The organism is Rhodococcus sp. NPDC006774 (genome assembly GCF_040636045.1).
Taxonomy (GTDB): Bacteria; Actinomycetota; Actinomycetes; order Mycobacteriales; family Mycobacteriaceae; genus Rhodococcoides.
This window is the reverse complement of sequence record NZ_JBEYIW010000004.1, coordinates 325,312-345,195: the sequence shown is the minus strand read 5'-3', so window position 1 is coordinate 345,195 and position 19,884 is coordinate 325,312. Positions and strand designations below refer to the sequence as shown.

Annotated in this window: 16 protein-coding genes and 1 tRNA gene; 7 read left to right on the top strand and 10 right to left on the bottom strand. The window is 65.5% G+C overall.

The genetic code is table 11. The features are described from left to right. Positions 1 to 124: 124 nt before the first annotated feature. From ABZ677_RS08960 to ABZ677_RS08940, 5 genes are all read left to right on the top strand, one after another. Positions 125 to 424 (top strand): DUF485 domain-containing protein, encoded by a 300-nt coding sequence (locus ABZ677_RS08960; RefSeq protein WP_037192167.1) that lies wholly within the window; start codon positions 125 to 127, stop codon positions 422 to 424. Further along, complete coding sequence (locus ABZ677_RS08955; protein ID WP_037191820.1) at positions 421 to 2,052, top strand: cation acetate symporter; 1,632 nt, start codon at positions 421 to 423, stop codon at positions 2,050 to 2,052. The genes ABZ677_RS08960 and ABZ677_RS08955 overlap by 4 nt, the downstream gene beginning before the upstream one ends. An 81-nt stretch (positions 2,053 to 2,133) precedes the next feature. Then, positions 2,134 to 2,565 carry an SRPBCC family protein gene (locus tag ABZ677_RS08950; protein WP_037191822.1) on the top strand — a complete coding sequence of 144 codons (432 nt, stop codon included), beginning with the start codon at positions 2,134 to 2,136 and terminating at the stop codon, positions 2,563 to 2,565. A 20-nt stretch (positions 2,566 to 2,585) separates the two neighbouring features. Next, entirely contained in the window at positions 2,586 to 4,217 is a 1,632-nt protein-coding gene (locus tag ABZ677_RS08945) for a VWA domain-containing protein (protein ID WP_037191824.1), read from the top strand. A gap of 140 nt (positions 4,218 to 4,357) precedes the next feature. Then, entirely contained in the window at positions 4,358 to 5,968 is a 1,611-nt protein-coding gene (locus ABZ677_RS08940; protein ID WP_358368469.1) for a substrate-binding domain-containing protein, read from the top strand. 1 nt (position 5,969) lies between these two features. On the opposite strand, the gene ABZ677_RS08935 is transcribed toward ABZ677_RS08940, so the two are convergent. The 9 genes from ABZ677_RS08935 to ABZ677_RS08895 form a co-directional block, all read right to left on the bottom strand. After that, positions 5,970 to 6,707, bottom strand: a complete 738-nt coding sequence (locus tag ABZ677_RS08935; protein ID WP_094633077.1) for an energy-coupling factor transporter transmembrane protein EcfT — start codon at positions 6,705 to 6,707, stop codon at positions 5,970 to 5,972. After that, a complete protein-coding gene (locus ABZ677_RS08930) occupies positions 6,704 to 8,734 on the bottom strand; it encodes a DUF2232 domain-containing protein (protein ID WP_358368466.1) in 2,031 nt (676 codons plus the stop codon). The genes ABZ677_RS08935 and ABZ677_RS08930 overlap by 4 nt, the downstream gene beginning before the upstream one ends. A 23-nt stretch (positions 8,735 to 8,757) precedes the next feature. After that, positions 8,758 to 10,143 carry a DEAD/DEAH box helicase gene (locus ABZ677_RS08925; RefSeq protein WP_358368463.1) on the bottom strand — a complete coding sequence of 462 codons (1,386 nt, stop codon included), beginning with the start codon at positions 10,141 to 10,143 and terminating at the stop codon, positions 8,758 to 8,760. 244 nt (positions 10,144 to 10,387) lie between these two features. After that, positions 10,388 to 11,731, bottom strand: a complete 1,344-nt coding sequence (locus tag ABZ677_RS08920) for an HNH endonuclease signature motif containing protein (RefSeq protein WP_358368460.1) — start codon at positions 11,729 to 11,731, stop codon at positions 10,388 to 10,390. Between the two features lie 103 nt (positions 11,732 to 11,834). Continuing rightward, a tRNA-Arg gene (locus tag ABZ677_RS08915) sits at positions 11,835 to 11,910 on the bottom strand. A gap of 115 nt (positions 11,911 to 12,025) precedes the next feature. Then, positions 12,026 to 12,652: an isochorismatase family protein gene (locus tag ABZ677_RS08910; protein ID WP_358368457.1), complete on the bottom strand. Its 627-nt coding sequence runs from the start codon at positions 12,650 to 12,652 to the stop codon at positions 12,026 to 12,028. Between the two features lie 146 nt (positions 12,653 to 12,798). Further along, a complete protein-coding gene (locus tag ABZ677_RS08905; protein ID WP_358368454.1) occupies positions 12,799 to 15,207 on the bottom strand; it encodes an FtsX-like permease family protein in 2,409 nt (802 codons plus the stop codon). Positions 15,208 to 15,266: 59 nt separating this feature from the next. After that, positions 15,267 to 15,977: an ABC transporter ATP-binding protein gene (locus tag ABZ677_RS08900; protein WP_170945723.1), complete on the bottom strand. Its 711-nt coding sequence runs from the start codon at positions 15,975 to 15,977 to the stop codon at positions 15,267 to 15,269. 75 nt (positions 15,978 to 16,052) lie between these two features. Then, positions 16,053 to 17,252 carry a helix-turn-helix domain-containing protein gene (locus ABZ677_RS08895; RefSeq protein ID WP_230596303.1) on the bottom strand — a complete coding sequence of 400 codons (1,200 nt, stop codon included), beginning with the start codon at positions 17,250 to 17,252 and terminating at the stop codon, positions 16,053 to 16,055. A 368-nt stretch (positions 17,253 to 17,620) separates the two neighbouring features. Here ABZ677_RS08895 and ABZ677_RS08890 point away from each other — a divergent pair, with 368 nt between their 5' ends. Together ABZ677_RS08890 and ABZ677_RS08885 are read left to right on the top strand one after the other, a co-directional pair. Then, positions 17,621 to 18,526 carry an acyl-ACP desaturase gene (locus ABZ677_RS08890; RefSeq protein WP_358368451.1) on the top strand — a complete coding sequence of 302 codons (906 nt, stop codon included), beginning with the start codon at positions 17,621 to 17,623 and terminating at the stop codon, positions 18,524 to 18,526. A 155-nt stretch (positions 18,527 to 18,681) separates the two neighbouring features. After that, positions 18,682 to 19,542 carry a universal stress protein gene (locus ABZ677_RS08885; RefSeq protein ID WP_094633084.1) on the top strand — a complete coding sequence of 287 codons (861 nt, stop codon included), beginning with the start codon at positions 18,682 to 18,684 and terminating at the stop codon, positions 19,540 to 19,542. Here the strand turns inward: ABZ677_RS08885 and ABZ677_RS08880 are convergent. Next, the gene (locus ABZ677_RS08880) at positions 19,535 to 19,861 is read right to left on the bottom strand and encodes a cupin domain-containing protein (protein WP_068050089.1); all 327 of its coding nucleotides are present in this window, start codon (positions 19,859 to 19,861) and stop codon (positions 19,535 to 19,537) included. The genes ABZ677_RS08885 and ABZ677_RS08880 overlap by 8 nt on opposite strands. Between the last annotated feature and the right edge of the window lie 23 nt (positions 19,862 to 19,884).

Genomic DNA, 19,884 nt, shown 5'->3' with positions numbered 1-19,884 from the left:
TCCTGATTTTGTGACCTGACTCTCATTACTGTTCCGAGTCAGCTACAGCTCACATCTACTTCAGGAGTCCAAGGTGACCGCATCGGAAACCAATTCGCCACCGGACGCGCAAGCGTTCGTCGACATGCAGGCCAGTCCCGAGTTCCAGGAACTCCGACGACGCCTGCGTAGCTTCGTGTTCCCGATGGCCGGGTTCTTCCTGGTCTGGTACGTCCTGTACGTGCTGCTGAGCACCTACGCGGTCGACTTCATGTCGACCAAGGTGTGGGGCAACATCAACATCGGCCTGCTGCTCGGCCTCGGCCAGTTCGTCACCACGTTCGCCATCACCGGCATCTACGTGAAGTTCGCCAACCGTGAACTCGATCCTCGCGCCGCAGCCTTGCGCGCCGAGATGGAAGCCTCCCAGGGAGCCAAGCGATGAATCTCGCGCAAGCAGCAAGCACCACCGTCGGCGAACCACTCGTCAACATCGCGATCTTCGGCGCGTTCGTCATCATCACGATGGCTGTCGTCATCCGCGCATCGAAGAAGAATGCGACCTCCGCGGAGTTCTTCACCGCAGGCGGCGGATTCTCCGGACCGCAGAACGGCGTCGCCATCGCCGGTGACTACCTCTCGGCCGCAAGCTTTCTCGGCATCGCCGGTGCCATCGCCGTCTACGGTTACGACGGCTTCCTGTACTCCATCGGCTTCCTCGTCGCCTGGCTCGTTGCACTGCTCCTCGTCGCCGAATTGCTCAGGAACACCGGCAAATTCACGATGGCGGACGTGCTGAGCTTCCGGCTCAAGCAAGGACCGGTTCGTACCGCAGCTGCTCTGTCCACGCTGACGGTGTCACTGTTCTACCTGCTCGCACAGATGGCAGGTGCAGGCGGACTCGTCGCACTGCTGCTCGACATCTCCGACCGCACCGGGCAGTCCATCGTCATCGCGATCGTCGGTGTGCTGATGATCGCGTACGTGCTCATCGGCGGCATGAAGGGCACCACCTGGGTGCAGATCATCAAGGCCGTTCTGCTCATCGCAGGTGCGGCGTTCATGACCGTTCTGGTTCTCGCGAAGTTCGGCCTGAACTTCTCCGAGCTGCTCGGCAGCGCACAGGCCATGGTGGCCGGATCGGCCAACGAGGCCGTGGCAGCACGTGACGTCATCGAGCCAGGCGCTCAGTACGGCGGCAGCGCCACCTCGAAGATCAACTTCCTCTCGCTCGGTATCGCACTCGTGCTCGGCACCGCGGGTCTGCCGCACGTGCTGATGCGCTTCTACACGGTGCCCACCGCCAAGGAAGCTCGTCGCAGCGTCGTGTGGGCCATCGCGCTCATCGGTGCGTTCTACCTGTTCACCCTGGTGCTCGGCTACGGTGCCGCAGCGATCGTCGGACCCGACCGCATCCTGGCCTCGGCCGGCGGTCAGAACTCCGCAGCTCCGCTGTTGGCCTTCGAACTCGGCGGCGTCATTCTGCTCGGTGTCATCTCGGCGGTCGCCTTCGCGACCATTCTGGCCGTGGTCGCCGGATTGACGATCACCGCGTCGGCGTCGTTCGCTCACGACATCTATGCGAGCGTCATCAAGAAGGGCAAGGTCGACGACAAGAAGCAGGTCAAGGTCTCGCGCATCACCGCCGTCGTCATCGGCCTGCTCGCCATCGGCCTCGGCATCCTCGCCAACGGGCAGAACATCGCCTTCCTGGTGGCACTCGCGTTCGCCGTCGCTGCGGCCGCGAACCTGCCGACCATCCTGTACTCGCTGTTCTGGCGTCGCTTCACCACCACCGGCGCACTGTTCAGCATGTACGGCGGCCTGATCTCGACGATCGTGCTGATCATCTTCTCCCCGGCCGTCTCCGGATCGCCGACGTCGATGATCCCCGGCTCGGACTTCGCGTGGTTCCCGCTCTCCAACCCGGGCATCGTGTCGATTCCGCTCGCATTCATCCTCGGCATCGTCGGAACTCTGATCTCGAAGGACACCGAGAGCACCGACAAGCAGGCCGAGATGGAGGTTCGCTCCCTCACCGGTATCGGTGCGGAGAAGGCCAGCGCCCACTGATCGATCGCAGCACCATCGAAAATGCCCGTGTGAGGAAGGCCTCACGCGGGCATTTTCGTTTCAGCGGTTACCATCCCTGCTGTGGCCAAGCTGAAGGTTTCCCTCGACGTCCCGCTGACCCCCGAGCAGACGTGGGCGCACGCGTCCGATCTGTCCGGATACGAGCAGTGGCTCTCCATCCACGAAGCGTGGCGCGGTGAGCTGCCCGAGCAGCTGGCCGTCGGCACCACCCTCGACTCCATCGCCAGCGTGAAGGGCATGCGCAACCGGGTGTCCTGGAAGATCGAGTCCTACGATCCGCCCAAGAAGCTCGAGCTGAAGGGCAACGGCAAGGGCGGCGTCAAGATCGGCCTGAACATGTCCGTGAAATCCAAGGGTGACGGTTCCGAGATCACCATCGACATCAACCTCGGCGGTGCGCCGCTGTTCGGTCCGATCGGTTCCGGCGTCGCCCGCGCGCTCAAAGGCGACATCGAGAACTCGTTGAAGACGTTCGTCAAGATCTACGCCTGACGGTGTAGGAGTGGAGATGCATGCCCGGTAGGCACAGTGCGCCGTCGTCCGCGACGAGCAGCAGAGGACTCGCCAAGTACGGTGTCGTGGCCGTTTCCGTCCTGCTCGTGGTCGGCGGCGGCGTGGTCGTCGCGCAGAAGGCCTTCGGGTCCGAATGCGGCGACCCCGCGTCGTACTCTCTGGCCGCGGACCCGGCGATCGCACCTGTGCTGCAGAAGATCGTCGACGACACATCCGCGGAAAGTCTCGGGTGCGCCGAGATCGAGGTCACGGCGACCGAGTCCGGTCAGGTCTCGGCGGCGGTTGCCAAGGGCGACGATGTCCCCTCACTCTGGATCCCGGATTCATCGCTGTGGGTCGGCAAGACCGTACGGTCGACCGCGACACTGATCGACCTCGCGAGTCAGTCGGTGGCCGCCACCCCGGCCGTGCTCGCGGCACGCAAGGACGAGGTGCCTTTCTTCGACACCTGGCTCACTGCCCTGAAGCTCGAAGGTCTGCGCATCGGTAACCCGTTGGCCAACACCACGTCCGACGCGGCCATCCTGGGCGCGGTGGCCGAGGCCGGATCGGACGAGACCGCCCTCGACTCGGTCGGGACGGCGCTCGTCCCCATCGCTCAGGCTCAGGCCGCCACTCGTGGTGAGGCCGATCCGACGGTACGGCTCGACGATCTGGTCGCCGACGGAGGCGTCGCAGTGGTCTCCGAACAGGCTTTCCTGGCCTACCAGCAGGACAACAGCGTCGAACTGGGCGCGACGGTGCCGCCGACGGGCACCATCTTCCTGAACTTTCCGCTGGCGGTGACCGAACCCGCAGGCGATCGACACGAGGCCGCGAAGTCCGTCGGGACGGCACTGGCCACGGCCATCGAATCCGAGCTGGGGCAGCAGGCGCTGTCCGACGCCGGCTTCAGATCGGCGGACAACGCACCCCTCGATGCCGGTCGTGGGATCGGTGACGTGACGTCACTGACCGTGGCCGACCAGCAGGCCGCCGAGTCGACGTTGCGTCAGTACCAGGTCTTGGCTCTGCCCTCTCGTGCGTTGGTGATGGAGGACGTCTCCGGGTCGATGAACTACAGCGCCGGGGCGAATACACGCATCGCCATGACGGTGCAGGCCAGTGAGACCGGAAATCGGCTGTTTCCCGACAACGCGTCGATGGGTTTGTGGGCGTTCTCGATCGGACTCGGCGGCGAATCGCAGGACTACCGTGAGCTCGCACCGATCCGGCGAATGGACGAGCAGGTCGGCAACACCACGCAGCGTGAGGTGCTGTTGCAGCAGACTCGGACGCTTCCGACACTGGTCGGAGGTGGTACCGGTCTCTACGACACCACGTTGGCGGCGTTCCGCACCGTGCAGCAGGGCTACGACCCCGATGCCGTCAACAGCGTCATCATCCTCACCGACGGCACCAACGAGGACCCCGCCAGCATCTCGCTCGACGAGCTGCTGTCCACTCTGCGAGCCGAGCAGGACCCGTCCAAGCCGGTCGTCATCGTGACCATCGGCATCACCGATGATGCAGATGCCGGTGTGCTGCAACAGATATCGGCTGCCACAGGCGGTACGAGCTTCGTCGCACGAAATCCGGCGGAGATCCCGAATGTGTTCGTCAATGCACTCAGAAGTCGCTCGGGTCGCTGAGGGGGCTACTATGCTGTGCGTCGCGTCACTTCTGAGCGCGCGTGCTGTTGCACTCGCCCGGTGAGTGCAACGGGGGGGCCGAGCAGGGGGTTGCATCGATGTCGGGACGTCACAGCGGTAGTAGTTCCAGGTTCGGCCGCGTGTGGACCTGGGCGGTTCTCGCTCTGACTGCGGTCATCGTCGTGGTCGGTGGATGGTTCGGAGTGCAGGCAGTGCGCGCGTCCGGTGCGGATTCCTGCGATTCCCTCGACACGGTGTCGCTCGCGGTGGACACCTCCATTGCCGAACCGGTCCAGCAGATTCTGGCGCAGGCCGGCGAGTTCGACCGCGGCTGCGTGAACTTCGAGGTTCGCCCCGAACGTCCAGCCGACACCGCCACCGAGATCGCGGGAACCGAAAATCGCCCGGACCTGTGGATACCGGATTCGACGCTGTGGCTGCTCAAGACGCTTCGCTCGACCGGTGCCCTGCCCGAGCTGGCCAAGACATCCGTCGCGAACACGTTGCCGGTGCTGGTATCGAAGTCCGACGCAGTGCCGGTGACCGATACCTGGCTCAGCGTGCTCCAGCTTCCCGGTCAACGCATCGGTGACCCCTTGACCAGTAGTGCCTCGAATGCCGCGATCCTCGGCGCGCTGGCGGAATCCGAGGTGGCAATCTCCGACGCCAAGGCGGTGTCCGCAGCGCTGGTGCCGATGGCGCAGGACTTCGGGCGCATTGCCGACGCCCCGCACGACACCCCCGATCTCGTCGCCCAGGTGGCCGCCGAGGGCGGCACCAGCGTGGCCACCGAACAGGCAGTCCTTGCGTACGAGGCCGACAACCCGGGATCGGGACTGACCGAGTCGGTTCCGCCGACCGGCAGCTATTTCCTCAACTACCCGCTGGCCGTGACCGCGCCTGCCGGCCCCGAATACGACCGCGTCAAGCAGGCCGGAGCGGCACTGGCCTCGGTTCTCGCCACCGCGTCGGCCGCCGACACCATGGTCGCAGCAGGCTTCCGAACATCGAGTGGCACACCACTTCCCGACGGCCGAGGCGTCGGGTCCGTGGCCTCGCTCGAGATCAAGAACCCGTTGTCGATCGAGACGACGCTGCGGGATTGGGCGGTGCTCGCGCTACCGCTGCGGACCCTCGTCGTCGAGGACGTGTCGGGTTCGATGGCCGCGAGATCGGGCGACTCCACGCGTATCGCGCTGACCGTGGACGCGTCTGTCGGTGCGAATTCGCTCTTCAGTGATCAGACGCAGATGGGGTTGTGGGCGTTCTCGATCGGTCTCGGTGGTGGCAAACAGGACTACCGTGAGTTGGTGCCGATGGGTAAGGCCGACGGTACATTCGGCGGAAAGTCGCAGCGCGACGCCATTCTCGATTCGATCCGAGGCCTTCCTGCTCTCGTCGGAGGCGGAACAGGGCTCTACGACACCACGTTGGCTGCGTTCCGGCGGGTGAAGGAGGGCTACGACCCCGATTACGTCAACAGCGTCATCATCCTGACCGACGGAGCCAACGAAGACGAGGGCAGTATCTCCCTCGACCAGCTGCTGGCGTCGCTGCAGAAGGAACAGGATCCGGTGCGACCCATCGTGATCATCACGGTCGGCGTCACCAGTGATGCAGATCCGGTTGCACTGCAGCAGATTTCGGCAGTCACCGGTGGAACGAGCTATGTCGCCGAGGATCCGCGAGACATCCCGGACGTGTTCGTCAAGGCCTTGAACTCGCGCACCGAACGTCTCGCGGGCGAATAGCTCAGCTCCACAGGAAGCTGATCGCGATGGCCGCAGTGCACGCGAGCGTCACCACGGTCAGCGTCACCGCGTCGGAGGCCTTGAAACGCGCGTCGGTTGCGGTGATCATTCCGGTGCCCCCGCGGGCCGTGATGGCCCCACCCATCTCGTCGGCCCGTCGGATGGCAACCGACATCACCGTAGTGACGATGTCGACCAGGGAATTGTCCGACGCGCTGTTGACGACCGGTTTGGGTCGCAGGCGTCGGGCTGCGTTGAGGGTGCGCATCTCCTCGATGAGCAGCGGAAGCGAACGCAGGCTCAGGGCCACGGCGATCGCCCACTCGTCGACCGGCAATTTCAGCTTCTTCAGCGGTGTGCCCAGTTTGGAGACCGCAGGGGCGATGTCGCTCATCGATGTGGTCCAGCCGATCATCATCGATGCGCCGAGCAGGACGAAGATGAACAGCGTCGCGCGCAGGTACACCAGCACTGCCGCGCCGCCGATCGGCAGATTGATGAGAGCTCCGACGCCGAACAATGCCCAGATCCACCACGGGGGACGCGGAATTGCGGTGATCGGGACGTGCGCGATCATCGCGGCGATGACCAACAGTGCGAACACGATTCCGAGCGCAGGCCACGTCGGTGCGACGACAAGAGTGATGCTCAGCAGTAGTACGACGACGAGTTTGGTGCCGGCCCACAGGCGATGGATCGGTGAGAATCGCGGGACCTGACGCAGTACGACGGTGGTCACGAGTGCACGCTCCCCAGGATCGAATCGGAGACGATGTGGCCGTCGGCCATCGTGATGGTGCGGCTGCAGACGGTGTCCATGCCATCCACGTCGTGGGAGATGACGACGATGGCGACGCCGCGATCGCGCAATCCGGCGAGAACGCCGATGATGTCGTCGCGCCCGGGCGGGTCGAGCCCGGCCAGGGGTTCGTCGAGAACCAGCATGCGAGGCCGACGCGCGATCAGCCCGGCGAGCACCACGCGTCGCATCTGCCCACCACTGAGTGAATCGATGTCGCGAGCGGCCAACGACCTGTCCAGGCCGACGGCATCCATCGCGGCCGATACTGTGGCAGAGCCTGTTTCGGGACCGGCAGCGGCAGCGATGTCCTCGGAGACGGTGCGCCGCTGCAGCTGCAGGCGCGAGTGCTGAAACGCGAGCCCGACGTCGCCCACCCGTGCAGTCATCGCCTTGCCGCCGAGCTGGGCGGTGCCCTTGGTCGGGCCGGTGAGGCCGGCCATGATCCAGGCGAGAGTGGATTTGCCCGAACCGTTTCCACCGAGAACGAGTACACCCTCACCGCGTTTGACAGTGATGTCGATGCCGTTCAGTGCTACCTGCGCCCACGGTGTGCGCCGGTTGTACGTGTGCTCGACGCCGCTCAGTTCGAGGAGGCGTTCACTCGAATTGTCGTGCAGCGCAGTGGAATTCTCCGTTCGAGCCTGCATCCACGTGGAGTCGTGCTGCACCTGATAGCCCTCGTGCAGATGCACGACGCGATCTGCGGCGACGGTTTCCGAGACATGGTGCGTGACGAGCACGACCGACATCCGGTGCCTGCGGGGCAGTTCGGCGAGGAGCGAGACCAGATGTTCGCGCCCTGAGGCGTCGATCATCGCGGTTGCCTCGTCGGCGATGAGAAGTGCAGGACGGCGAGCAAGTGCTGCGGCGACAGCGAGCCGCTGCATCTCGCCGCCGGACAGGGAGGCAGTGTCGCGCGCTCCCATGCCGCCGAGTCCGACCTCGTAGAGCAGGGCTTCGACGTCGGGGCGTGAATCGCCGGGCGGCAGTCCCCACACCACGTCGTCGGCGACGCGGGTGCCGAGGATCTGGCTTTCGGGACGCTGCAGCACCACCGCGGTGCCGCCGTATCGTCCGAGGCCGGTCGAGCCGGGCCTGTCCACTGTGCCCTCCGACGGTTCGAGGCCGGCGAGGATCCGCGTCAGTGTCGATTTGCCGGAACCGTTGTGGCCGACGATCGCCACGAACTCACCGATGTCGATGCGGAGGTCGACGCCGGTCAGCGCGGACGTCGTGCTTTCCGGGTAGCGGAAACCGACTGCGGTGAGCGTGACCGGCAGTGGCCCGATTTCGTCAATGGCGTTCGAAACCAGAGGCTCGGGGGTGGGGATGGTGGAGAGACGGTCGAGGATCGCGGTGAGGATGAGCCACGCGAACAGCGTTCCGGTGACGATGCCGAAGGCGATCGATCCTCCGACCCACCACCACCAGTTGTCGAGCACGGCGGTGCTGCTACTGCGGAGCACATCCGCGGCACCTTGCAGCGCCGACGTTCGCTCGAGCAATCGAGAAATGCCCTCCATCGTGTTGCGGAGCGTTTCGAGGAACAGCTCGCGCAACGGAACGAGGATGAGCAGCATCAGCACGGTCAGCGCCCCGAGTGCCGGCCCGACGACCATCGAGGTGACGAGAACGCCGAACAGTCCTTGCTTCTTGCGCTTCGCCCGCCCGACCAGGCCGCCCAGTAGGGCGGCGCTGGCCACGGTGATGGCCGTCTGGGTTCCGGCCGCGACGAATCCGACGAGGGTGCCCGCGACCGCGGAGGTGACCAGTGCGCGGGTCCGATACCGGAGCGCGACCACCGACATGGGAATCGCCGCGACGACCTGAAGGATCGCCGCCATCGGTACCAGCACACCGATCACCGTCAGGGCAACGGTGAAGCTGCTCATGACGGCAGCGGTCGCCATTTCCTGCGGACCGAGGGGCCCTGACTTCGGCGTGTGGGAAGAGCTGACGGTCACCGCTCCAGTGTGCCAGCCTGAGATCAGCGGCTGCGCTGGCTCGTGGCAGGCCCTGCTGCACGACGACTGTGGCCGCCGCCACCGCTACGCGGCTGACCGCCACTGCGGGGCTGTCCTCCACTGCGCGGCTGTCCACCGGAGCGGGCTGGGCCGCCGCGTCGCGCGTTGTTGCTGTTGCGAGGATTCGCGGTGCGAGCCGGTGCCGGCTCGGCCTTCGGCGCGGGCTGGACGTAGCGAGCCTGCTCGCCGACGAGGTTCGCCACTGCGGGCGAGTCGGCGGTGACGCGGACCGGGGTGACCTTGATGTCGGCCTTGCGCAGCAGAACTGCGGTGTCCTTGCGCTGCTCGGGCAGGACGACGGTCACGACGTCTCCGGCGCTTCCCGCGCGTGCGGTGCGGCCGGAACGGTGCAGGTACGCCTTGTGCTCGGCCGGCGGGTCGACGTGGACGACGAGCTGGACGTCGTCGACGTGGACGCCGCGAGCTGCGACGTCGGTGGCGACGAGAACACGGGCCTGGCCGGAGGAGAACGCGGCGAGGTTGCGGTCACGCGCGGCCTGCGAGAGGTTGCCGTGCAGGTCGACGGACGGGATTCCGGCGTCGGTGAGCTGCTTGGCGAGCTTGCGGGCCTGGTGCTTGGTGCGCATGAACAGGATGCGGCGTCCGGTGCCCGATGCGAGTTGGTGGACGAGCTTCTTCTTGGCTTCGACGCCGTCGACCTCGAAGACGCTGTGTGTCATGGCCTCGACGTGTGAGGTGGCCTCGTCGACGGAGTGCGTGATCTGGTTGTGCAGGAAGCGCTTGACCAGCTTGTCGACGCCGTTGTCCAGGGTCGCGGAGAACAGCATGCGCTGGCCCTTGTCCGGAGTGGCGGCGAGGATGCGGGTGACGACGGGCAGGAACCCGAGGTCGGCCATGTGGTCTGCCTCGTCGAGGACGGTGATCTGAACGCCGTCGAGGGTGAGGTGGCGCTGCTTCATCAGGTCCTCGAGGCGACCGGGGCAGGCGACGACGATGTCGACTCCACCCTTGAGCGCGGAGACTTGGCGGACCTGTGAGACACCGCCGAAGATGGTGGTGACCTTCAGCGAGTATGCGGAAGCAAGCGGCTCGATCGCGACGGCGATCTGGGTGGCGAGCTCACGCGTCGGCGCGAGGATCAGGCCGCGCGGGCGGCCGGGCTTGCGGTTGCCGGGAAGCTGGCCTGCGAGGCGAGCGACCATCGGGATGGCGAATGCGAGTGTCTTACCGCTGCCGGTCTTTCCGCGTCCGAGCACGTCGCGTCCCTGCAGTGTGTCGGGGAGGGTGTCGGCCTGGATGGGGAATGCCTCGGTCTTGCCCTGGCTCGCGAGTACATCCGCGATGGCCTGGGGTACGCCGAGTGCAGAAAAAGTCTGTGGGGTCGTCATAGTGATGAAAAGTGCCTTTCGGGCAGGGTGTTGCACCTGCGGGCCTTCGGGCCGAGATGCAAGGTGGCGAGACTGCCGGTGGGCAGTTTCGATCGCCGTAAGAGAAGCCTGTGCAGGGTGCACATGGACTGCGCGGCCGGAGCCGGGCGGAAGTAAAAGCATTCCACGACGTCTGACGTGCAGCTACGCGCGTCGTTACCGAGTGTAACCGAGTTGGTGCTCGGTCTCTTCCCGCGGCGACCTGTCACGCGGCATCGTCGTCGAAGAGACCGGTGATCATCACGTTCTCGATCGGCGAGTTGTACAGCTCCACCACCGGCATCGGCGGCGCACTCGAGTCATAGGTGTGCCCGGTGGGTGAGATGAGTGTGTATCGGTGTCGAGCGCCCCGTTTGTCACGTCGCGCCTCGGCCGTCCAGCCGTCGCCCTCTTTCGCGTAATTGCATGCGGCACAAAGACCTGCACCGTTCTCGGCACTCGTTCTGCCACCCGCGGAGTGGGGTCTGATGTGATCGTGGTGACGGATCGGTGCGTCGCACCACGGAGTGCGGCAGGTACGGTCGCGGAGATCGATGAGGCGTCCCAGCGCGGTCGGGAATGCGCGTGATGTGGACTCGACCGCCGTCAGCGCACCGGACGTCGGGTGCGCGTAGAGGCGGCGCAATGCGACGTGCGTCTCACTGTCGAGTGTGTCTCGGATGAGTTGCCGGGCGACGTCGGACGGAATGTCGCCGTAGCCGTGCATGTATGCGGACGTGTCACCGCCGGCGAGGAGGGCGGAATCCGCGATGACGACGTCGACGGTCAACGGTGGGCCCTGTGCTGCGGATGCGCCGGTGATGCGCTCGAATACGAGGTCGGCCATGATCTGGTCGCGGGTGCGTGTGTCACCGCCGGAGTTGATGATGGTGTCGGCGTCTCGTCGCAGTGTCGCCCACATGCAGACCATCTTCTCCATCGAGGTGAGGACCGTGAAGAAGCCCATCGATTCGGGTGCGGGACGGGTGCTGGTGCGGCGGGCGGCGTAGGCCTTGGCGCGTCGTTTCACCTGGGAGGCGGCGTCGAGTTCGTTGGCGAGTGCGCGGGCGCGGCCTTCGATGGTGCGGTCGCCGGCACCGGCCAGTGTGGCGGGGTCTGCGCACAGTCGTTCGTCGATGGTGCGGCGGTCGTCGACGGTGAGGCATGCGGTTTCGCGGGCGAGGATCATGGCGCGCCACTCGTTGAGTTCCCCGGCTTTCAGGCGCGCGAGGGTGCGCGGCATTTCGTGCACGAGCGCGCGAGCGAGACCGAGGTGAGTACCGCCGCGGTTCGGTGATTCGCGCCGAGCCAGACCGATTTGTGACGCAATGCCATTGCGCCACTGAGCTTTCGGTTTGCCGCGCTCTTTGCGTTGGTTGCTGATGACTGTTGCGACGGCGTCGGTCACCACGGCTTGCGTTGCCACGCTGGCGCACTTGACGGTCTCGAGAGCGGAGATCAAATCGATGCCCGCTGCTGCGTCGACAACGACATCGGACGCCTGAAGGCGTGCGACGAAACGCAACACTTCATCGGACGTGAGTGGTGAATCTTGTACAGCTGTGACCACGAGTTCCTCCCCAGTACTCGAATGCATGTTCGATAGTACGGGTGATTTCTTGGCAGCGCAATAGTGCGGCAATTGGGGGAGCGTGGAGCACGGAGTCGACTCGTGGTGCCCTCGGCAGGATTCGAACCTGCGACCTACCCTTTAGGAGAGGGTTGCTCTATCCCCTGAGCTACGAAGGCTGGTGATCGTTCTGCTGATCCGAAGCCATTGTCCAGCAACGGCTTTCGATCCATCGAACAATCGGTTGCGGATGGGTTCGCTGTCACGGTGCACAGCTGGCCCACATCGCGCTCGCTAGTCTAGCGGCCCACCTTGTCGATCGTGAAGCAGGTTGCCGCTGCTCGTCACCGCGCCGGTCAGTGACGTGATCAGGTTCAGGGCTGTGCGGTGCTGGTGAGCGGTGTAGTCGGCAGTCGATTCGATCCCGACGAAGCACTGGATGTCGCGGGCGAAAGCGTCGAACGTCGTCGCGAGAATTCCCGCCGAGGCGAACACTCCCACGATGATGAGCTGGTCACGGCCGCGTCGGCGCAGTTCGACCTCCAGATCGGTGGCGTAGAAGGCGCTGTAGCTGCGCTTCGCGATCGGAACGAAGTCCGGCTCGGAAATCGCAACCTCCTCGGCGGACGGACCCAAGCCCCACATCGGTCCCAGCAGTCCACGCTGCTCGATGGCACTCGCTGCCCGCGGACCACTCGCCAAGATCGGTAGCCCCACGGCCCGGGCGCGCGACACCAATGTCGACGCCTCCGCAGCAACCCGCGAACGCACCGAGTTGTGCAGCACGTTCAGGTAGTACGGCTGCATGTCGTGGACCAGTACGGCAGCGCGCTCGGGCTGCACCTCCCACTCGGGACCACCCTCACAGTCCCGCAGACTCTCGACCGCGTATTCCTCGACTTCGACGCTGAATGTGGCCACGTCGGTCATCCTCGTACAAACGCGCGCGCATTTGCCGAACGCGCGCAGAGTCGCCAACCACGGACTGTCTATTCCGCACGCACCTGACGAACGCGCGCGCGTTTGCGGATCCTGAGGGACCGACAGATCCCGAGGCCCCGCACCACTTAATCCGCCGCGATGGCGTCGACGATATTCAGTCGAGAGGCATGCACAGCAGGTGGAGCCGAACCCAGCAGCGACAGGCCGAGAGCGACGAGTCCGTACAGCAGCACCGACCAGCTCGCGGTGTAGGCGACCGGAATTCCGATGCTGGCTCCGAGGATCAGTGTGCTCAGGTATTGCAGACCGGCGCCGATGATCAGGCCGAGCACACCACCGACGATGCCGACCGATAGCGCCTCCGCCAACACCATTCGGGCAAGAGTTCCCCGTCCGCCGCCCATGGCGCGCAGTACGCCGAGTTCGCGGCGACGCTCGAGTACCGACAGCGTCAACGTGTTGAGCAACGCAACGGCAGCGACGAGCGCAACGATCCACTGCAACGCGATGGCCAGTGCACCGGACTGTCGGATGGCCGCGCTCGTGCCCTCGAGAGCGGCAGCGCCGGTGTAGACGAAGGCCTCGGGCGGCAGCGTCGCGCGCAGTGAATCCTCCACGGCCTCAACGTCTCCGTCGACGCCGATCTCCAGGTAGGTGGCTCCGGGCCGGTCGTACCAACGCTGCATCGAATCCAACGAGATCGCCATCGTGCCGCCGGCGGCGTTGATGTAGTCGACCAGATCCAGCACTCGCACGTTTTGCACGCCGGTCGGCGTCGGGAGGTCGATGTAGTCGCCCACCGTGACACCCAACGTTCTGCCGAACCCCTGCGACAGCACCACCCCGTCACCGGCGAGCACCTGGGAACGCACGTCGTCGGTGAGCGACGCGAGCGTGACCGCGTTGCTACCGTCGGCGACGCCCTGGATGGATACCGTCTCGCCGTCGATCGTCGCGTATGCCCACTGCCCCTCGACGATGCGAGACACACCGGGAGTCGCGGCGACGGCGTCTTCCACCTCGGCGGGAACGATCGGGCCCGACGGTATGGCGTCGGGCGAGGTCATCGACACGTACAGGTCGGTATCGGCCAACGACGACAACGATTCCGCTGCCGAGTCGGTCATGTTGGTCAGCGAACCCGACACTCCCACACTGACTCCCACCGCGATCACGATCGTCATCACGGTAGCCCAGATGCGGCGAGGGGCGCGTTCGATGGTGGCGGTCGCGAGGCGTCCCGCTCCACCCCAGCGGCGGGGGACCGCTGCGGTGATCGACACGATCGGTCCGGTCGCGCCGACACACAGTGCGACGACGCCGAACATGAACAGTGCACCGGCCCCGAGGGTCAACTGCCCGTCGACGTTGACGGCGAACAGAAAGGATCCGGCCACGGCGAGCACGCCGAACACGGTCGCAGCCAGGGTGAATCGCAGACCGGGGCCACCCGAGGTTTCCCCGCCGCCGACGGCGAGTGCTTCGATCGGCGAGATGCGATACACCTGCACGGCGGCGACGGCCGAGGCCCCGACGCAGGCCAGCACGCATGCGACGATCGCCACCGGAATCGCGAAGCCGGGCAGCACGTATTCGATCCTCGCATCGAACGCCTGCGAGAGGAACGGCGGCAGACTTTCGATCGCGATGCGGCCCATCGCGATTCCCAGCGGAACTCCGACGGCACCGCCCACGAGACCGACCAGAACGGACTCGAACAGCAGGTCTCGGACGATATCGCCGAGGCGGCCTCCGACTGCCCGGAGCAACGAGATGGTGGGTCGACGCTTCGCGATGGCCATGTTCATGACGTTGAAGACGAGGAACGCCGCGACGACGAACGCGATGAGCGAGACCATCAGTGTCGCATTGCGAGTCAGGCTCATGGCCTGGTTCGCGCGGTCGGCCCGGAAGTCCGGATTCATCACCGACACCCGGCCCGCCAATGCGGTGTCCAGGTCGGCGCGCAGAGTGTCGCCGCTGCCGAGGACGAAGATCGAATCGAGCTGACCCGCGCGGTCGGTGAGCGTCTGAGCCGTCGGGATGAGCGCGACGGCGAACATGCCCCCACCGATGCGCTGCGTTCCCGGGCCGTCGACCACGCCGACCACCGCCGTCGGAACATCGTCGATGGTGACGGTGTCGCCCTGTGTCAGACCCGTTGCGGCTCCGACCAATACACCGGCCGGATCGGTGAGCAACCCTGCCGCGTTGCCGACTGCGCCTTCCAGATCGGATTGCAGTGCCGTGATGGATGAGTCGACACCGAGAATCGTCAGGTCTCCGACGTCGGACCGAACGGTGCTGCGCAGCAATGGAACCGCTGTCTCGACGCCGGGAACAGCACGGACGGCGTCGAGTTCGCTCTGATCGAAGCCCGAGTCGGTCACACCGACGATCTCGTAGTTCGCGTTACCGGCGATCGACACGGCGAGACGCTCGACGGATCCGGTCAAGGATCCGTACGTGCCGAGGACAGCGATGAGCAACCCGGCCGCGACGGCGACGACGCCGGCCGAGACCAACGAACGCACCCAGTGCATACGGAGGTCGCGAAGGCTGATGACTCGAAATCTGCTGAGCGCGGTGCCTATCACCGATCGAGGCCCGCGGTCGGGGTGTCGGTCTCGACGCGACCGTCGATCATGCTGACGATGCGATCGGTCGACCGTGCCGCCTCGAGGTCGTGGGTCGCCATCACCACTGCTCGACGCCCGTCGCTGGCGTGCGCCACGTCGGCGAGGATCTCGAGGACGTTGTGGGAAGTCTTCGAGTCGAGATTGCCGGTCGGTTCGTCGGCGATCAGCAGCGCCGGATCCATCATCAACGCGCGGGCGATCGCGATGCGCTGAATCTGACCGCCGGACAACTGTGCCGGACGGTGCTCGGATCGGTTCGAGAGTCCGACCATGTCGAGCAGACGCATCGCGTCGGACTTGGCCTTCTTGATGGGGGTGCCGTCGAGCAGCTTGGGCACGGCGACGTTCTCCCACGCGGACATCGTCGGCAGCAGGTTGAAGAACTGGAAGACGAACCCCACCTGGTGGCGTCGAAAATCGGATTGGGCGTTGTCGTCGAGGGTGGTGACCTCGACGTCGTCGAACCGGATGGAACCCGACGTCGGCGTGTCGAGTGCGCCGAGCATGTGCAGCAGCGTCGACTTACCCGCACCGGACGGCGCGACGAGCGAAACGAACTGGCCACCCTCGATCGTGAGATCGATACCGTCCAACGCGCGTACCGGTTGCTCGCCGGTGGGGTACTCCTTGACCACACCGGCCAGCACGAGCTTCAACTTCGTCATGCAACGATCCCCTGCTCCTCGAATACTTCCGACGCTACCTGCCGTCGGGTCGAGAAACCGGTCGGAGTTCTCAGATCACGCTGCGCCGCGCGAGGATTCGAGCCGTCGGGCCACCAGGGCGGCCTGCAGGTGTCGAATCCCTGAGGGACGGGTCGGGTCGAACCCGGTCAGTTGGGCGATCCGCTTGAGTCGGTAATCGACGGTGTTGGTGTGCAGATGGAGCTGGCGAGCGGACCGCTGACGGTTCAGATCGTGCGAGATGTGGATCTCGAGGGTCTCGAGCAGCTCTGGTGACGAGTCGAGTGGCTCGAGGATCTGGGTCAGGTGGCGACGGCCGGGGCCGGGACGGGTGAGCTGGTACTCGAGCACCAGGTCGTCCATGCGGTACAGGCCGGACGGGCGGTGCAGCTGGTGCGCCAAGGACAGCAGTTCGTGTACCTGATCGGCCGCGGTGGGGATGTCCGCGGTAGCGGCCTGCTCGGCCGTCACGGTGACGGGAACCTCGGCGGCCGTGCCGATGCGATGCACCAGCGCCTCGACCCACTCGTCGTCGTGTGTGCCGGGGATGAGCACGGTGCCACCCTCGGTGCTGAGCAGAGAGAGGGGAGTGCGACCGCAGATCGTGGCCAGCTCGGCCTGGACGCGGCGCAGCTTTCTGCGGGCGGCGACGGTCTTCTGGATGTTGGGGTCGTTCTCGTCGGGGTGCGGCGGCACCGAGATGGCGAGCACAAGGTAACTGTCGGCGAGTTCGATGCCGGACTGACGGGCCATCGAGACCGCGTTGTGGCCGCTGAGCAGGGAGGTCACCAGGGTGTGCGCCGCCGTGTGGTGCTCGCTGGCCACCGCCTGGAGCTCCTCCACGTAGCTCTTGCTGGCGGCGATGGACACCTTCTCCGACAGCAGCACGAACATCCGGGCGGCCTCGATCAGTTGCGCGGCATCACCCTCGCCTGCCCTCTTGGACACCAGATTCCAGCCGATCTGGATGCCCTCGTGGTAGACGCTGAGCACGGACTCGAGGGGCACACCCTCGCGGGCCCACTGGCTGGCCTTGGCGCGGAGTTCGGCCAGGTCGGACTCGGCCGGAGCACGCCGTTCGTCGAGCATCTGCACGGCGATACTGATGCACTTGACGGTGAATTCGGTGACGTCGCCGTGGAGCTGTTCGCCCGGCAACGACCCGCAGGGGGTGTTGGCGGCGAAGTGCCCCACGAGGAGCCGAGCGACTGCGCGGAAGTCGCGAAGAGGGGCCGACGCAGGCTGACCCGCGACCATGATTCCGAGGCTAGTCGAGTTGTGAACGGTCACAGATCAACCCTTCGTGTTGAATTCTTCAGGTCATCGGAGAGCAAACTTACCGGCGCGTATCGATGCGCTTCCACGGCTCAATGTATGTAATCCCCGACGAAACCGCGGCGTTTTCGTACTTCAAGTTTGTTTCCTGGCCTCTAACAGGGTCGATCATAGGTTGTTATCAACGCGTTATCCACCGTTTCGGAAAAACTCGTTGTGACCTATCTCGAGCGCGCGCCCCGGCCGCTTGCGACTTGCCCTAAACAATCGTCAAGGGGTCCACGACACGGGTTCGGCGGCCCTACGTTGATGTCGTTCGGAGTGGGTAGGCGGGCGGCGAAGGGGCGGGTATGCGCAGTGACATCGGGCAGTTCGCGGTTCTGCGAGAACTGTTGCCGACCATCGAGGTGAATCTCGCTCGCCATCGCGCCGAAGCCGTGCAGTGGGAACCGGCCGACTTCGTTCGGGCCGAGATGTACTGGGGTTCGCGGCCCTCGACCTTGACCGAGGCCGCCAAAGCGGCACTGGTGACCACTCTGCTGGTCGAACAGAACATTCCGCTCTACCGGCGAGATACCGCTGCCTCCGAGGTCGGGGTCTGGCCGTCGTGGCTCACGGAGTGGAGCGACGAACGGACCCGGCATGCAGTGGCCGTCACCGACTACCTGGTGGCCACCCGCAGCGTCGATCCGATCGCCCTCGGTCGAGCCCGCGCGCAGTGCATGACGGTGGGTTTCGACGCCCTGATGAACGGCGCGCACCTGCTCCGGTCGCTGGCTCAGGTCGCCCTGGACGAGTCGGTTTCGAGTATCTGCCATCGCAACACCGCCGCTCAGTGCCACGATCCGGTGGCCGACCGCCTGCTCGGACGCATCGTCGCCGATCAGGACCTGCACGTCCGCTTCTTTTCCGACCTGGTCTCCGCGGCGCTCGACGTTGCACCGTCGCTGACCGTCACGGCGATCACCGAGGTCGTCATGAACTTCCAGCTGCCGGGCAGCAACCTGCCGGGGTTCGCGCGGAGCGCGATGCTCATCTCGCGTGACGGAATCTACGATCTACCCCGCCATCTCGACGAAGTCCTGCGTCCCTTGCTGGCGCAGTGGCGCATCTTCGAGCGCACCGATCTCGGCGTCGGAGCACGCAGCCGCGATCAGCTGGCCGACTATCTCGATCATCTCGACGCCCAGAACGCCGCTAGCGAGCTCGGCCGCACGCGAAGCCAGGAGTACGCAAACGCATTGCGCGCCAGCTGACGCCATATACCCCGGGGGGTCCGTGGGACCGGCGCCTCTTCGGTTCGATCCGAATCGAAGAGGCGCTTCGGCGGGGGTCCATCGACTAGCCTGAAGTCCTATTCGTCAGACGCTCGAAGACCTCGTGCGCGGGGCAACGACCGGAGGCCCGAAACGTGACAGGCTCTCGACCGATCATCGTCGGTATCGACGGTTCCGCGGCAGCGGACAAGGCGGTGATCTGGGCGGCTCTCTGTGCGCGCAGACGCGATCGGCGATTGCACATCGTCACGGCCGTCGACATGCCAGGAGTGGTCGACCTGAGCGAATTCGCCGGAGAAGCAACCGAATTCGTGGCCACGGCCAAATCCAGACTGGTGGCGGCAGAAACTCTGGCGGCTCTGGTCGTCGACGATCCCACTTTCGAGGTGACCTCGAGCGCCGTCGAGGGCGGTGTGATGGACGTTCTCATCGGCGTCTCGGCACAAGCCGAGCTTCTGGTGATCGGGGCCAGCGAAACCGGCGCTGTCACACTCTCGTTGGCTGCGCACAGCGTCTCACCGGTCGCGGTGGTGCGAGGCCGTGACATCGACGGTCGCCCGGTTGCCGAGGGGCCGGTCGTCGTCGGTATCGACGGCTCCGACGTCAACCAGGCTGCGGTCGAGTGGGCGTTCGTCGAAGCATCGGCCCGGGACGCCGTGTTGATCGCGGTGCACGTGTGGTCCGATGTCGATCTGACCCAGTCGTTCGGCCGTGCGCCCAAGGACTGGCAGGCCATCGCCGACGGTGAGGAGGCTCTGCTGGCAGAGAGCCTCGCCGGCTGGCAGGAGAGGTTCCCCGACGTCGAGGTACAGCGCGTCGTCGCTCAGGACCGTCCGGTGCGGATTCTGAGTGGATTGTCCGAAACCGGAGCGTTGATCGTGGTGGGCAACCGGGGGCGCGGCGGATTCGGTGGAATGCTGTTGGGCTCCACGAGTTTCGCGCTCGTCAACACCGCGGACTGCCCCGTGCTGGTCGTGCGGAAAGCGCTCACATAGCGACGGTCAGCAGGAAGCTCACGTCTTCGAGGGCCTCGACGCTGTGGCGGGCGTCGGGGATGACGAGAAGGTCGCCGGTCGAGCCCTTCCAGGAGCGCTCACCAGAGATCAGTTCGAGCTTGCCGCTGAGTACCAGGACGGTCGACTCGCCGGAGAGGTCGTGTTCGGCCAGCTTGTTGCCTGCGGCCAGAGCCACGACCGTCTGCCGCAGGTGGCGCTGGTGACCGCCGTACACCGTCTGCGAACTGCGGCCACTCGACGCGCCGACTGCAAGTTTGAGCTGTTGGCGGGCAAGGGCGGTGAGTGACTTCTTGTCCATGATCGTCAGTATGACGCACCGCT